Annotated in this window: 16 protein-coding genes and 1 pseudogene; 11 read left to right on the top strand and 6 right to left on the bottom strand. The window is 68.6% G+C overall.

Translation table 11 applies throughout. The features are described from left to right. The first annotated feature begins 8 nt into the window (after positions 1-8). Positions 9-137, top strand: coding sequence for a hypothetical protein (locus FHR33_RS51540; RefSeq protein ID WP_281388142.1), 129 nt, complete (start codon positions 9-11; stop codon positions 135-137). 10 nt (positions 138-147) lie between these two features. Here the strand turns inward: FHR33_RS51540 and FHR33_RS03290 are convergent, their stop codons facing one another. Continuing rightward, complete coding sequence (locus tag FHR33_RS03290; RefSeq protein WP_183643310.1) at positions 148-510, bottom strand: hypothetical protein; 363 nt, start codon at positions 508-510, stop codon at positions 148-150. Between the two features lie 230 nt (positions 511-740). On the opposite strand from FHR33_RS03290, the gene FHR33_RS03285 reads away from it, so the two are divergent. Further along, on the top strand, positions 741-1,646 hold the full coding sequence (locus FHR33_RS03285) for an alpha/beta fold hydrolase (protein WP_183643306.1): 906 nt from the start codon (positions 741-743) through the stop codon (positions 1,644-1,646). 118 nt (positions 1,647-1,764) lie between these two features. After that, positions 1,765-2,161: pseudogene (locus FHR33_RS03280) on the top strand (IS30 family transposase); the annotation flags it as partial. A 291-nt stretch (positions 2,162-2,452) separates the two neighbouring features. Here the strand turns inward: FHR33_RS03280 and FHR33_RS03275 are convergent. Then, positions 2,453-2,644, bottom strand: coding sequence for a hypothetical protein (locus FHR33_RS03275; protein ID WP_183643303.1), 192 nt, complete (start codon positions 2,642-2,644; stop codon positions 2,453-2,455). Between the two features lie 1,079 nt (positions 2,645-3,723). Between FHR33_RS03275 and FHR33_RS03265 the strand changes: the two genes are divergently transcribed. Next, entirely contained in the window at positions 3,724-4,413 is a 690-nt protein-coding gene (locus tag FHR33_RS03265; protein WP_183643300.1) for an alpha/beta fold hydrolase, read from the top strand. 84 nt (positions 4,414-4,497) lie between these two features. On the opposite strand, the gene FHR33_RS03260 is transcribed toward FHR33_RS03265, so the two are convergent. Both FHR33_RS03260 and FHR33_RS03255 read right to left on the bottom strand, forming a co-directional pair. Continuing rightward, a complete protein-coding gene (locus FHR33_RS03260; protein ID WP_281388279.1) occupies positions 4,498-4,872 on the bottom strand; it encodes an aldo/keto reductase in 375 nt (124 codons plus the stop codon). Between the two features lie 18 nt (positions 4,873-4,890). Continuing rightward, positions 4,891-5,688: a GNAT family N-acetyltransferase gene (locus FHR33_RS03255; RefSeq protein ID WP_183659849.1), complete on the bottom strand. Its 798-nt coding sequence runs from the start codon at positions 5,686-5,688 to the stop codon at positions 4,891-4,893. Between the two features lie 14 nt (positions 5,689-5,702). On the opposite strand from FHR33_RS03255, the gene FHR33_RS03250 reads away from it, so the two are divergent. Together FHR33_RS03250 and FHR33_RS03245 are read left to right on the top strand one after the other, a co-directional pair. Beyond that, a complete protein-coding gene (locus FHR33_RS03250; RefSeq protein WP_221240903.1) occupies positions 5,703-5,906 on the top strand; it encodes an FAD-dependent oxidoreductase in 204 nt (67 codons plus the stop codon). Positions 5,907-6,348: 442 nt separating this feature from the next. Continuing rightward, positions 6,349-7,482, top strand: coding sequence for a serine hydrolase domain-containing protein (locus FHR33_RS03245; protein WP_312895339.1), 1,134 nt, complete (start codon positions 6,349-6,351; stop codon positions 7,480-7,482). An 87-nt stretch (positions 7,483-7,569) separates the two neighbouring features. On the opposite strand, the gene FHR33_RS03240 is transcribed toward FHR33_RS03245, so the two are convergent. Both FHR33_RS03240 and FHR33_RS03235 read right to left on the bottom strand, forming a co-directional pair. Next, entirely contained in the window at positions 7,570-8,796 is a 1,227-nt protein-coding gene (locus tag FHR33_RS03240; RefSeq protein WP_183643294.1) for a cytochrome P450, read from the bottom strand. 210 nt (positions 8,797-9,006) lie between these two features. Further along, positions 9,007-9,687 carry a TetR/AcrR family transcriptional regulator gene (locus FHR33_RS03235; RefSeq protein WP_183643291.1) on the bottom strand — a complete coding sequence of 227 codons (681 nt, stop codon included), beginning with the start codon at positions 9,685-9,687 and terminating at the stop codon, positions 9,007-9,009. An 83-nt stretch (positions 9,688-9,770) separates the two neighbouring features. Between FHR33_RS03235 and FHR33_RS03230 the strand changes: the two genes are divergently transcribed. The 5 genes from FHR33_RS03230 to FHR33_RS03210 all read left to right on the top strand — a co-directional run bounded on the left by FHR33_RS03230 (position 9,771) and on the right by FHR33_RS03210 (position 13,838). After that, a complete protein-coding gene (locus FHR33_RS03230; protein WP_183643288.1) occupies positions 9,771-10,451 on the top strand; it encodes a GAP family protein in 681 nt (226 codons plus the stop codon). A 36-nt stretch (positions 10,452-10,487) separates the two neighbouring features. After that, positions 10,488-11,306 (top strand): alpha/beta fold hydrolase, encoded by an 819-nt coding sequence (locus FHR33_RS03225; RefSeq protein WP_183643285.1) that lies wholly within the window; start codon positions 10,488-10,490, stop codon positions 11,304-11,306. Next, positions 11,303-11,764 carry a GbsR/MarR family transcriptional regulator gene (locus FHR33_RS03220; protein WP_183643282.1) on the top strand — a complete coding sequence of 154 codons (462 nt, stop codon included), beginning with the start codon at positions 11,303-11,305 and terminating at the stop codon, positions 11,762-11,764. Before FHR33_RS03225 ends, FHR33_RS03220 begins: the two co-directional genes overlap by 4 nt. A 311-nt stretch (positions 11,765-12,075) precedes the next feature. Then, a complete protein-coding gene (locus FHR33_RS03215) occupies positions 12,076-12,597 on the top strand; it encodes a SigE family RNA polymerase sigma factor (protein WP_183643279.1) in 522 nt (173 codons plus the stop codon). Then, on the top strand, positions 12,594-13,838 hold the full coding sequence (locus tag FHR33_RS03210) for a hypothetical protein (RefSeq protein ID WP_183643276.1): 1,245 nt from the start codon (positions 12,594-12,596) through the stop codon (positions 13,836-13,838). The genes FHR33_RS03215 and FHR33_RS03210 overlap by 4 nt, the downstream gene beginning before the upstream one ends. Positions 13,839-13,853 lie beyond the last annotated feature (15 nt).

The following is a 13,853-nucleotide window of genomic DNA, read 5'->3' as shown; positions in this document are numbered from 1 at the left end:
ACAGTCGAATGATCATGATCCTTGTCCGGCGGCTGTCCGCACCGCTCGTGGCGGCCCTGGTCGGCGCCCTCCTCGTGGCGGTGCCCGCGCCGGCGCGAGCGATCTGGATCAAGGACCTCACCCAGGCCGTCTCTTGATCACGACCCGCTACACGCCCTGGCGCAGCCACCGCATAGCGGCGTCGGCGCAATCCTCGGGGCTGCTGTTGAAGGCGAAGGCGGCGCCGGGCGCGTGCTGCCGGACAAGGTTGACCACCTTCTCGAAGAATTCGAGCAAGGGCTCGTGCGTGCGGATTCCGCCCCCGATCACCACACAGGCGTAGTCCTTGCGGGTCAGCGCCTCAACTATCGCTCCTTCGGGGTTCTCGTCGAGTGCCACCAGGCAATAGTCGGCCTCGATGCCCTGATCGTCGAAACGGGCCTGACCGCGTGCTATCGCCGCCTGAACCGGCTCCGGGTCCCAGCCCTGGATCTTGGCGGGATCAAGACCGACTACCAGTACTCGCGCCACCGCCCCGCTCCTTCCCGGAACATCTAGACGATTTAACGGCCTAGGCCCCGCCGTGAGGACGAATCCCGCAGATTGATCACGACTCGAAACGCGCCCAAGTGCTCCAGCCGCACATCGCGGTTAGGCCGACGGTAGGCGTGGGCTGTACCGCTATAGGCAACTCCATTATACCAGAAATAACGAATTCCGCATTTTTTACTAATCGCGGAGTAATCGCTACATTGGCGGCCATGGCAGCAACCGAGAAGAAATTCATTCGTTCTGGAGAATTGCGACTGTGGACCGAACGATTCGGCGACGCCGGGGATCCGGTCGTGCTGCTCGTCATGGGCACCGCCACGCCGGGCCTCGGCTGGCCGGACGAACTGGTGGACACGCTCGTCGCGGCCGGGCGGCAGGTCATCAGGTACGACCACCGCGACACCGGGCGGTCGGGGCGGGTGGACTTCGCAGCGCAACCGTACTCGGTGGCGGACCTGGCCGGTGACGCCGTGGCGGTGCTCGACGGGTACGGCGTCGCCGCGGCCCACGTCGCCGGCGCGTCGTTGGGCGGCACGATCGGCCAGTGGCTGGCCGTACACCGGCCGGAACGCGTGACGGCGCTGACCGCGATCATGACGAGCCCGATGGGCGCCGACGCGGGTCCCGCCTGGGCGCGGGCCATGGCCGGCCAGGAGCCCGACCCCGGCGACCTGCCGCCGCCGTCGCCCCGGTTCCTGGCCCACCTGGCCCGCTCGGCCACCGCGCCGCGCACCACGCGCGAGCACCACGTCGCCGCCAACCTGGAGACCTGGCGGGTGCTGAACGGCGAGGCGCTGCCGTTCGACGAGAAGGCCGCGCGGCGGTTCGTCGAGGAGTCGTACGACGTCGCTGCGGATCCGGCCGCGGCGCTCAACCACGACGCGGCCGGGCGGCTGATGACCGAGGACCGGCGCGCCCCGCTGTCGTCGATCAAGGCGCCGACGCTGGTCGTGCACGGCAGCGAGGACCCTCTGCTGCCGCTGCCGCACGGCGAGGCGCTCGCCGCCGCGATCCCTCATGCCCGACTGGAGGTCGTCCCCGGCATGGGCCACTCGTTCCTGTCCCCCGGCCTGCCACGCCACATCGCGGAACTGCTCCTCACCCAGCCGTCCTGACCGCCGGAGTCGCCTCAGACGACGGGGCGGACGTAGGTGCCCCGCCCGAGCACCGTCTCCACCAGGCCCGCCTCCCCCAGCAGGGCGATCACCTCGCGGACCCGCTCCCTGGTCGAGCCGCAGCACCCGCTACGTGATGCTGATCCGCCTGCCCGGCACCCGCGATGCCCTCACCTTCCGCGACGCGCTGATCGACACGATCAGCGCGTCCCGGACCACCTACGCCGCCCGCTCACCTGGGACCAAGGCTCCGAGATGGGCGTGCACCACCAGTTCTCCATAGTCACGGGCATGCCCGTCTACTTCTGCGACCCCCCGAGCCCCTGGCGGCGCGGCTCGAACGAGAACGCGAACGGGTTGCTGCGGCAGTACTTCCGCAAAGGCACCGACCTGTCGGTTCACACCCGTGAGCAGCTGGACGCCGTCGCCGCCGAGCTCAACGGCCGCCCACGCACAACGCTCGGCTGGGAAACCCAGCCGAGCGTCTGGCTAAGCTGCTGACAACAGCCGCATGACCAGCAGCGTTGTTACGACCCTTTGAATTCGCCCAGAGGCGGGGGCTTCTTTCTTCTGCTCAGTGGCAGCGGCGATGGTGGAGAAATAGACCATGTTGCCTGCGGCCAAGGTGCTTCTGCCGTATCGACTCACCTGGATACCGTTGGCGGAGCTGCCGAGGTGTCGCCTCCGATGGTGGAGCCGGAGACCTTCTCACCAGCTCGACGTGGTAAATGCCGGCCGATCCGCCTTGGTGTAGAGAACGAGATCTCCGACCTTTGGGGCGGAGTACCGGCGGCTGTTGCCTTGGCCTAGTTGTACCAGGCGATGGTGGATGCGGCGTGGGGGTAGTCGGTGTTCGGCTTGAGTGCTGCGATCTTGTACCAGGCGGATGCGTATGCGGCAAACCAGGGGTAGCCGTAGCTGCCCGAGGGAGAGCCGGGGATCTTGCCGAAGGCCTCGGTGATCGGGGTGACGTCGGAGCCGGATGGGTTTTCCCGCATGCCGAGATCAGCCCGAGCGGCGGCGATCACCTTGGCAGGGGTCGTCCAAAGGACCTCCCAAAGAGAAAGGGTCCCGCCGTATGGCCGGGACCAAAAAGGGAGTTTTCTTCGTGTTTATGTGGAGCTATATGCTGGCGAATGCGAACTTGAACTAGCTCGGCGCCTATGTGACGATGTTTATGTGTCTTCGTTGCCGGAGATAGTGCCGGTTTTTATGGTGATTGTCGGGATTGCCCTGGTGATCCAGTTGATCTGGAACCTCATAGATCACGGCAGCATTCATGACAAGGTGGGCCCTGGAGACTGTGATGTATGCAGGGGGCACGGCTGGTACTTCGGGAACACAGTCAGCGACAGGGATGTGTGCTGGAAGTGCCGAGGGAGCGGGAAGGTCAAGTCCTGAAAAGGAGTGACTTCCTTCTCTTGCTGATCAAGGTCCGAATACGTCGATCAGTGCCAGCGCGAGCGAACGGTGAGCGCCGCACCGACGCAGGGCCGTCCGGTGGGCTCCGCCCTCTGGTTGCCGCCTTTCGACGGTCTTGCCGACCCGATGGTGGTCGCGCGCTTGGCTTGGGAGGCGGAGGCGTCCGGTTGGAACGGGTTCTTCAGCGGGACGCCTCAGGTCGCCGATCCCTGGATCACGCTGACCGTGGTCGCGTCCGCCACCGAACGTCCGCGCATCGGTCCGTGGTCACGCCCGTTGCCCGCCGCCGACGGGCCAAGCTTGCGCGGGAGACCGTCACGCTCGACAGGCCCCGCCTCACCCTCGGAGGAGGCCTCGCCGGACATCCGGCCGGGTCCGGCCGCTGCGCCGGGCCGCCCGTCACGACGGGTTCTTCCCCATCGACCTCGAACACCTCGACCAACTGGCCGAGGTCGTCGCGACGCTCACCGATCCGCGGGACCCCGCGACCACGCCGTACGACATCGTCGAAGCCCTTCCACCTGGCGCCGAGCCCGAGCCGTACATCGAAGGCCGGCACCACGTGGTGGATGCCCGACTTCCCGCCGGAGACCACCCCGGACCGGGTGCAGGGCGTCCTGCACGACGGCCCCTACGAGACCAAGGAACGCCATCCATGAGTACGTTCGTTCTGATCCATGGCGCAGGTGATGTCGGCTGGTACTGGCATCTGGTGGAAGCCGAGCTGCGCACCCGCGGGCACGACACCGTCGCCCCCGACCTTCCTGGCGACGACGACTCGGCGACCCTGACCGACTACGCCGACGCCGTGGTCGACGCCGTCGGCGGCCGCAAGGATCTTGCCGTCGTGGCCCAGTCGTTCGGCGGATTCACCGCGCCCCTGGTCGCCGACCGGCTCCGGGCCGATGTCCTGGTCCTGGTCGCCGGGATGATCCCTACCCCTGGGGAGGCTCCCCGGGACTGGTGGGCCAACACCGGCTACCGCGAAGCCGTACGGGAGCAGGCCGCCCGTGACGGCGGCGCGACCGGCAACGAAGACCCGTACGTCAGCTTCTACCACGACGTGCCGCGCGAACTGGCCGAGCAGGCGCTGAGCAAGGAGCGCGCGCACCCGTCCGAGGCCGCCATGAACGCGCCGTGGCCACTCGAGGCATGGCCAGACGTGCCGACGCATTTCGTGCTGTGCGACCAGGATCGCTTCTTCCCGCCCGCCTTCTTCCGCCGGCTGGTACCTGAGCGTCTCCACATCGTCCCGGACGAGATCGCGGCTGCGCACTGCGTCGCGCTCAGCCGCCCGAAGGAACTGGCAGACCTGCTGGAGGGATACGCGACCAGCCGCCGGTGACGGATAGACCCCACTCCCCCACGCCATCGACGCCGAACACGCGGCGCCGACGGTCACCGGTCGATGCTGGCCATGTTCTCCCCGTCATGGCGCTCTCTCGGCCTCGACGTCGCGGGTCCAGAGAAAGTATTCCGTCTGGAGCGCGGCCAGCGGATGCACGGTGTGTGCCCGGCGGATGGTCTCAGGGCCGGCCTCCGAGAGTCCGATGTGGCGTACCTTGCCTTCGGCGACCAGCTCGGCCAGCGCGCCGATGGTCTCCTCCATAGGCGTGTTCGGGTCGACGCGGTGCTGGTAGTAGAGGTCGATGTGGTCGGTGCCGAGCCGCTTGAGCGAGCCTTCGACCGCGGCCTTCACGTTGCCGGCGCTGCTGTCGGTCACTCCGGGACCGCCGCCGTAGTGGGAGACCAGGCCGAACTTCGTCGCCATAACGACGTCGTCGCGTCGGCACTGGGGGCCCAGAGCCTGTTGCGGAAGTGGTCAACGGCGGTGGTTCACAGCGGTGACGGCGTATTCGGTGAACTGTCCGCAGGAGCGGAAGCCCAGACGGCGGTAGACGGGCTCGCCGTCCGTGGATGCCTGGAGGACCGCGATGCGGGGGTGGCGGGCGGTGTGCAGGGCGGCGAGCGTGATGGCGCCTCCATAGCCGCGTCGGCGGTGGGTGGCCAGGGTGCAGATGCTGTAGATCCCGGCCACGTGCGCGTGGAGGAAGACCTCGACCGAGCAGACCGGGCGGTTCTCCACGTAGCCAACCAGATAGCGGGCCGGGGAGTCGGCGGCCAGCGCCTGGGGAGCGGCCCGGTCGAAGAAGCGGCGCACGGTTCCGGCGGGCGGGTCCCAGTTGGCGGCGAGAACCGTGGCGTAGTCGGAGAGCTGTTCGGGCATGGTCACCGGGCGGATATCCAGCCCGTCCGCGGATGGCCGGGGCATGAGGTTCTGCGGATCGGCCCACATGGCAGTCTCATGTTCGGCGGCCGGCAGACCGGCCGCCGAAAGGCGGGCGGCCAGGTCACCGGGCGGGGAGGCGGGGCCCACCCACCAGGAGAAGGGACGGCCGGTGGCGGCCAGCGTCCGTTCCTGGGCGGTGTCGCAGGTGAAGCGGGCCGCCGCGACGATGTTGAACGTGTCGTCGGCGAGACCCCTGTCGGCGACCAGAAGGTCGTCGGTCTCCACGACGGTCGCGCCTTCGACCTGCCGGTGCAGATGGCAGGCATGCTCGGCCAGGTTCTGTTCCGTCCTGACCAGCAGGTCACTCTCATCGCGGAAGGGGGTCTTCATCGAGTCCACGAGGATTGATCCCGTCACGAGCGCCCCGCGGCCGGGAGGCGGATCGTGGTCCGGGGCACGCGGCCAACGCGCTCCGCTCGCCGGTGGGCCGCATCCACTGGGCTGGGGCCGAGACGGCAACCGGCTGGTACGGCTACATCGAGGGCGCCATCAGGTCGGGTGAAACAGCGGCGGCCTCTGCGCCAGAATCGCTGCACGTCATGCGTTGAGGTCTGAGGGGCTGCGAGCCAGGGCGTACCACTCCTCCGTGTTCCGGTGCCACCCCCCGAAGACCTGGGCGTCTCGTTCACCAGACCTTCCAGGACGGCGGCGAGCGCACCACCGGGTGGCGGCGCCGGCTGCGACAACAGCGGAGCCGTATCCGGTCCGGGGCCAGGACCAGGACCTGGGTCCTGGTCGTGGGCCGAGGGGAAGGATCCAGGGCCCCGATCCGGATCATCCGTTGCCAGGAGGTTCGCCACCTCTCGCGGTGATGGACTGGATATCGGGCGGGAGCCTCCGGCAGACGTTCGTGTCCGTCCGCCGGAGGACATCGTGATCCGCGCCCTGACCGGATACCCCACCAGACATTCATGGGTGGGCAGCATCGAATCTGCCGGGAGGCAAAGAGTGTTGATGAAGAGTGTGGGCCGGCGTCGTTTTCATGCGGTCGTGGCGTCAGCGGCCGTGGCCGCGTCCGTCGGTGCGTTGGCGGTGGGTCCCTCTCACGCATCGTCGCCCGGATACGATCGGACGGCCCTGCAGGCGGATCTGAACGCGATCCGCGACGCCGGCACGCTGGGAGTGCAGGCGCGGGTGGTCTCACCCGGCGGTGACCTGGCCGCGGCGAGCGGTACGGCGGTGCGGGGCCGCAAGGTGCCGATCCCGCTCGACGGGCACTTCCGGATGGGCAGCAACACCAAGACCTTCGTCGCCGCTGTGATCCTGCAGTTGGAGGCGGAGGGCCGCCTGTCCCTTGACGACAGCGTCGAACGATGGCTTCCCGGGCTGGTGCGCGGCAACGGCAACGACGGGCGCGCGATCACCATCAGACACCTGCTCCAGCACACCAGCGGCCTGTATGACTCCGTGGGCGACATCGAGAAGAAGATGCGCACCGAGCGGGGCTACCGCACCTACCGGTTCCTGCGCATGAACCCGCGGCGGCTGGTGGCGCTCAGCGCCGGCCACCGTCCGCTCTTCTCCCCCGGCTCCCGCTGGAGCTATTCCAACATCAACTACCTCTTGGCCGGGCTGGTCATCGAGCGGGCCACCGAGAACTCCTGGCGCAAGGAGGTGAAGCGCCGGATCATCACGCCGCTGAGGCTGCGGAACACGACGTTGCCTGGCGACTCCCCGCTCCTGCCCAAGCCGCACGCACAGAGCTACACCGAGGACGCCAAGACCTCCCGCCCGTTCCGCGCCACCGTGCTCAGTCTCGGCTGGGCCGGTGCGGCGGGCGAGGCCGTCACCACCACCGGCGATCTGAGCAGGTTCTGGCGGGCGCTGCTGGGAGGGAAGCTGCTGCCGCAGCGACAGCTGAAGAAGATGACGACCACGGTTCCCACCGGCGCACCCGGCAGGGAGTTCGGCCTGGGCATGGCCAAGCAGCAACTGAGCTGCGGGGTCACGGCCTGGTCGCACCCCGGCGGCACACCCGGGTTCATCACCGACAACGCTGTGACCCAGGACGGCCGCACCAGCGTGATCGTCTCACGCACCACCTACCCCGGCACACGAGAGCAGGGCCAAGCCACTGCCCGCCTGATCGACAACGCGCTCTGCGGCACCTCACCGACCGACTGACGCTCAGATCGGCCCGGTCCTCCGGCGGGCCTGGCCGGTCCTCGTTCATCGATCGGGATGGAGCTCCTGGCGGTCCCAGCGGTCAGGTCAGCTCCATGCCACGGGCAGGCTCTGCAGGCCGCTGATGATGATCCCTTCTTTGCGGACGGCTTCCCCGGCCAGACGCAGCGTCGGCAGCTCTCGGGTCAGCAGCCTGATCGCCGTCACCACCTCCAGATGGCCGAGATGCCGGCCGATGCAGTGGTGGGCTCCGAACCCGAAGGAAAGGCGCCGGTTGGGCGTGCGCGCGAGGTTCATCTGCTGCGGATCGCTGAAGACCCGAGGGTCATAGTTGGCGGCGTCATGCGAGGGGATGACCAGCTCCCCGGCGCGGAGTGAAGCGCCGCCGGGCAGCACCACATCGCGCATCACCCGGCGCGGCATGGCGTCCGCTGCCGCGGTGGAGTACATCCGTTCCAGCTCGGTGACCGCGAGCTCGACCTCCTCGGGGCGATCGGCAAGGTAGCCATAAGCGCTGTCATGCCCGCCGTACGGATGGGTGAGCAGCACCTCAGTGAAGGTGCCGATGCTGCTCGCGGTGGTCTCCCAGCCGCCGACCAGCAGCGCGAGGGGGAGTTTGATCACTCTGTCGGGCGGCAGGTGTGCTCCGCGTGTGGCGATCGTGGAGAGCAGGTCGTCAGCGGGCTCGGCCCGCCGTTGTTCGATCAGTCCTGCGAGGTAGCCGACCATCGCCATCTGGGCTGCGTCGGCTTCGGCTCGGCTGAGGGTGCTGGTCGCCAGGAACGCCTCCCCCCACTGCCGGAACTGCCTGCGGTCCTGCTGAGGCAGGCCGAGCATGTCACTGATCGTGTCGAGCGCGAACGGCAGCGCGAATGCCTCGATCATGTCCACGGGCTGCTCCTGGGCGAGCATGGATGCCAGGTGGTCGGCTGCGCGCCGCTCGATCTGCTCGCGGATCTTTTCCACGGCTTTCGGGGTGAAGTGGTCGGTGACCACGCTGCGCACCTCGGTGTGCTCGGCCCCGTCCAAGCCGAGGATGGTGCCCTCGACGTCGACTTCGTCGTCAGTGAGCGCGGCCTGCCGGGAGAAGGTGGCCTGGTCGCGCAGGAGGTGCACCACGTCGTCATAGCGCGTGACGAGTTTGGCGCGAGTGCCGTTGGGGCGGATGACCTCCGCCACCCCGGTGCCGCTCTCGCGGACCGCGTGATACGTCGGGTGGAGATGGAGGCCCGGCCGGTTCACGCCGTCCTCGCCGAGGTCGAAGGGATAGGTGAGGGGAGAAGTCGGAGTACCGTGCACGGGCGACCTGGTCATCCATGACCCCTTCGTGGAAGATCTTCGACAGGAGAGCAAGATCGTTGACCGCAGCGTAGATCGAGAGCCGAACCGTAGGAAGCCCTCATCGCCGCTAGGGAACCCGTTCGGCGTGCGCGAGGTGCCCGGCCAGCCCGTCGGTCAGCTTGTCGGCATCGGCAACCGCGCACCCCCGAGAAGCCGAGATGCTCGCCGATCTCGCGGCGCCCGTCAGTGGGCCCGCGTTGCGCTTTCCGCTCGCGGTCGGTGCGCACCCTGATCTGGCCGCGCAGGAGGTACGGCTTGCAGCAGTGAACGCAGCAGTTGTGCGGCGGTGTCGGCGGACACTTCGCCGGGTGTGTTCATGATCTGGGCGGCGAGTCCGTCGACGAACGTGTGCAGGAGCGCCGCCCAGAGCTCGACCTGGGCATCAGGGTGGGGAAGCGTGGCCTGGCTCGGTTCGCGGACCGGCTCGTAGGCGCGTAGGGCGGCGACGCACTGCCGGTACACCGCCCGTTGGTCGTTCCACGTCACAGAGCCTCCCTCCGGAGGGTGTTGACGTTCCCATGCCACGACCGCTGACCACAGCGCGTACTCCTCGCGCCGTTCGGCATCGAGCGGCAGCATCTCCTCCACGATCGTTGCGATCCCTTCGACCACCGAACTCGCGGTTCGGGGCCGCTGGACGCGTGGGAGGACCCGCCGACGGAGGGTGTCGGTGGTGGCCTGGACGACGTAGGCCTGCAGTTCGTGCTGATTGCGGAAGTAATGCCGCAGGGACCCGGTGGACCAGCCGGCTTCGGCGGCGACTCCACGGACGGTCACCCCGGCAAGGCCTTCGCGCAGGATCACCCGGATGGCGGCCTCGCCAAGCTCGGCCCGTCGCCGGTCATGATCAACGAGTCTTGGCACCTCCACATGCTAACACGCCTGTGCTATTTTAACTGACACGGACGTGTTATTACGATTCGCCGGTTCCCCGGAGGGAGACAGTCTTGTCGATCGAGACGATCGGGGCGGTGCTCGGACTGGCCCTGCTCGACACGCTCAGCCCCACCGTGATCGGGATAACGCTCTATCTCCTGCTGACCAGGCCCCACCGCGTGGGCGCGCTGCTCGGCGTCTACCTCGGATCGGTCGCGATCGCGTACTTCGCCTTGGGCGTCCTGCTCATGCTCGGCCTGGGCGCTGTCGCGCCACTTGTCGATGACACCGTGTGGGCCTGGGGTCAGGCCGTCCTCGGCGCCGCGCTCATCGTGGGGAGCTGCTTCATCCCCGACAAGAACCCCGAACGGGCGTCCATCCGGGCCCGGTCCTTCACCATGCGATCCATGCTGCTGTTAGGGCTGGGGACCTGGCTGTTCGAGTTCGCCACCGCCGTGCCGTACTTCGGCGCGATCGGCATCATGACCTCGGCCGACCTGCCTGCCGTCCAATGGTCGCCGCTCCTCGGCGGGTACGTGACCATCATGGTGATCCCAGGCATCCTGCTCCTTGTCGCCTGGGCCGCCCTGGGCGAACGGCTGCGTGCACGGTTCGAAAGGTGGCAGAACAAGCTCTCCTCCGGATCCCGCACCGTGGTGAGCTGGATCGTCTGGATAGCAGGATGCCTGATCCTCCTGGAAGCAGTGGACACGCTGTTCACGGAGGTGACCGTCGCTACTCCGTGGGGATAGAGCATCCACTTACCAGATGTTCACTATATTTAGAACATGGTGAATCTACCGTCCGTGCTTTCTGTCCGCGGCTGCGACCTGCGCTACGCCGACAGCGGCAGCGGCGGCCTTCCGCTGGTGTTCTCCCACGGGGCCGGGGCCGACCACGTGATGTTCGACGACCAACGGGACTACCTGCAGGCCCGGGGGTATCGCGTCGTCACCTGGGACATGCGCGGCCACGGCCTCTCGCGCTCGGCCGGTGTCCGGTTCACCGCCGAGCAGGCGATCGCGGACCTGCGCGCGCTCATCGAGCACCTGGCGCTGGACCGGCCGGTGCTCGTGGGACAGTCCCTCGGTGGCAACCTCAGCCAAGCCGTCGTCCAGCGGCATCCCGACCTCGCCCGCGCCCTGATCGTCATCGGCGCGACGCCCAACGCGGCACCGTTGTCCTGGAAGGAACGCCTGCTGGTGAAGGCGGCCGCGCCGATGCTGTCGACGATGCCGGCCAAGGACCTTCCGCGGCTGATGGCCAAAGCCTCCGCGATCACCCCGCACGCGCAGGCCGATGCCCGACGGGCCTTCGGCCAGTTGTCGAAGCAGGAGTTCGTCCAGGTGTGGCGGGCAACCGTCGCGTTCCTCTCCCCTGACCCCGGCTATCGCACCCCAGTGCCGCTGTGCCTGATACGCGGCGCGCAGGACCGCACCGGCAACATCGCCTCGGCCATGCCCCGATGGGCCGAGACCGAAGGCATCGAGGAGGTCGTCATCCCCGGCGCAGGCCATATCGCCAACCAGGACGACCCTCAGGCGGTCAATGAGGCGATCGACGCGTTCCTGCGCACGATCCCGGCCCCGAACCAGGCACAGCGATGAGCGCGGACGGGCGGCAGACGTTCATCACCTCGGTGGGTGACCTGCTGGCCTCGTGGAACCTGCCGCACGCGACAGGGCGCACCTACGGGCTGCTGCTCCTCAGTGAGCAGCCGCTCTCTCTCGACACGATCGCTGCCGAGCTCGCCCTGAGCAAGGGGGCGGTGAGCACCGCGGTGCGGCAACTGGATTCCTGGGGACTGGCCAAGGTGATCCCACAGCCCGGCAGCCGGCGGCTCCTGGTCGAAGCCACTGGAGGAATCGAGTCGCTGCTGGAGGCCAGCCAGGTGCGGGCCAGAACCCTGATAGCCGCCCTGCGCGAGGGCGAGGCCCTGGTGAATCCAGGTCCGGCACAGGAGCGACTCCACGAGGTGATTGGACTGTTCACCAGCTATGTCGACGTCGGCAGCCAGATGCTCGCCAGGTACCGCCGGCAGCAATCCGGACCCGCCCAGACCTGACGACGCACCTGCTCCCCCTCGACGGGCTGGCCGTGGCCCTCCTCGGGTACGTCCTCGGCTGCGTCGAGCTCGATCGGGAGAGCGACGGAAGCATCGAGATCGGCCGCCCGACGCCGGTTTCGGCGGCCCGTAGCCCACCTCCCGGACGGGGAAGCTCCGGCTGCGATGTCAACGCCACCGACCGCGATTGACGCGCATCCCGTCGCCGCGAGGGCCGCGGTGGCGACGATCCGGGGAAAAGCCGGGGCCGAGGCATAGCGTCATCCCTCCGGGAGCGTCTCAAGGGCGACAACCGAACTGTGGAGGTGATCGTGGACGCCGCAGAAGAGCGACGTTTCCGCGACTTCGTTTCGGCGCGCTCCCCCGCGTTGATGCGCCTGGCGTTCCTGCTGGCCGGCGGTGACCAGCACGCGGCGGAGGACCTGCTCCAGACGGCCCTGGCCAAAACGGTCGCCAGGTGGCACGCCGTGGACGCGCCCGAGGCGTACGTGCGTCAGGTGATGTACCGCCAGCAGATCTCCTGGTGGCGCCGGGGGGCGTTCCGCCGGGAGACCACGGTCGCCGAGCCGCCTGAGTGGGCCGTCCAGGACGCGACGCACGCCGTCGAGGTGGGCATCGTCGTCCGGCGCGCGCTGGCCAAGCTGGCGCCCAGGCAGCGGGCGGTGCTGGTCCTGCGCTACTTCGAGGATCTGCCGGAGGCCGAGGTCGCGGCGGTTCTGGGCTGCTCCGTGGGCACTGTGCGCAGCACCACCCATCGTTCGCTGGCCAGGCTCCGGGTCCTGGCGCCAGAGCTGGCCGAGCCGTACAAGATCATTGGGGAGGCGATGGCGTGAAGATCGACGATGTCGTGAAGGACACCCTCGGCCGGTGGGCCGAGGAGGCCACGGTGCCGCAGGGGCTCGCCGATCGGGCGCTCCGCAGGCGCAGGCGTAGCCGGGTCAGGGCGTTCGCGGTGATGGCAGGGGCCACCGCGACCGTCGTGGCGACCGCTCTCACCGTGCCGGCCCTGGTGCAGCCAAGCGGTGGCGAGGCCGGTGTCATCCTCGCGGAGGGGAAGCCCGCCGACGATCCCGCGATCTCCCTGACGGGACCTCCGGAGGTGTCGGCCGACCCGGACGCCACGCCGCCCACCAAGCTGGTGGCGACCGAGAAGACGGCCATGTACGCCTACTACACCTGGGACAACGAGAAGATCTCGGACACCCGGCAGATCCTCAAGCAGACCTGGTACCTCTACAACCCCGACTCGGCGACCTACGAGAAGACCCCGTGGGCCGCCGTCGACGTGGCGGCCGGCGGACACGTCGCGGTGCTGGAGGAGGCCCAGGCCCGCCGGGTCGGCCTGCTGGGGCCGGAAGGCCAGGTGCGGTGGATCGACCTCGAGCAGCCCGCCTCCCAGCTCAAGTGGTCCCCCGACGGCCGGAAGCTGCTGCTCGTCAGCTACGCCGCCAACCCCAACGAGCAAGGCGTGTTCGACGAGGACGGCTCGTCGAGAGAGATCGTCCCCGTCACGCGCACCGGCTTCTCCGTCGTGGACGTGGCCGCCGGTCAAGCGTTCTTCCGCCCGCTCCCGGCCGGCGGCGACGCCTGGGGCCGGAGCGTGGACCTGCACTGGAGCGACGACGGAACCCTGATCTGGGACTGGGACACCGGCAGCGAGTCCTCGCCGCCCCCCAGGCGGTTCTACGACCTGGAGGGCAGACCGCACGCGGCCCCGCCGGACCCGGCCGACACCGGCCAGGAGGCCGGACTCTCGCCCACTGGCCGTTTCTCGGCCATCCACAGCCCTGACAGGAGCGCGATCGCGGCGGTACGGGACACCTCCTCCGGCGCGATCACTCCGCTCAAGCCCGTCGCGGGGCACTGGATCGAGCAGGCCATCGCCTGGTCCGGTGACGACCACCTGATCACGTGGGCGTGCGAGCTCAAGGGCTCGGCCGGTTGCGAGGTCAGCGAGTTCCGCAACCGCCTGCTGCTGGTGAGCGTCGACGGCAGGCAGGCGGTGCCGCTCACCGGGTTCCGGCAGAACAGCCAGAAACCCGGCTCGTGGGAGCCGCTCTTCGCCCGCCGCTGAGACGTCCGCCCGCAC

This window comes from Nonomuraea dietziae (assembly GCF_014195505.1).
In the GTDB taxonomy this organism is placed as follows: domain Bacteria; phylum Actinomycetota; class Actinomycetes; order Streptosporangiales; family Streptosporangiaceae; genus Nonomuraea; species Nonomuraea roseola.
Note: the sequence above shows the minus strand (reverse complement) of the source record. Positions and strands in the feature narration are given on the sequence as shown.

What these genes read in the sequence shown, in the direction of transcription:
- FHR33_RS51540 (WP_281388142.1), top strand. Translation starts at nt 9, where the DNA reads ATGATCATGATCCTTGTCCGGCGGCTGTCCGCACCGCTCGTGGCGGCC.
- FHR33_RS03285 (WP_183643306.1), top strand. Translation starts at nt 741, where the DNA reads ATGGCAGCAACCGAGAAGAAATTCATTCGTTCTGGAGAATTGCGACTG.
- FHR33_RS03275 (WP_183643303.1), bottom strand. Translation starts at nt 2,644, where the DNA reads ATGCGGGAAAACCCATCCGGCTCCGACGTCACCCCGATCACCGAGGCC.
- FHR33_RS03265 (WP_183643300.1), top strand. Translation starts at nt 3,724, where the DNA reads ATGAGTACGTTCGTTCTGATCCATGGCGCAGGTGATGTCGGCTGGTAC.
- FHR33_RS03255 (WP_183659849.1), bottom strand. Translation starts at nt 5,688, where the DNA reads ATGAAGACCCCCTTCCGCGATGAGAGTGACCTGCTGGTCAGGACGGAA.
- FHR33_RS03240 (WP_183643294.1), bottom strand. Translation starts at nt 8,796, where the DNA reads ATGACCAGGTCGCCCGTGCACGGTACTCCGACTTCTCCCCTCACCTAT.
- FHR33_RS03225 (WP_183643285.1), top strand. Translation starts at nt 10,488, where the DNA reads ATGGTGAATCTACCGTCCGTGCTTTCTGTCCGCGGCTGCGACCTGCGC.
- FHR33_RS03220 (WP_183643282.1), top strand. Translation starts at nt 11,303, where the DNA reads ATGAGCGCGGACGGGCGGCAGACGTTCATCACCTCGGTGGGTGACCTG.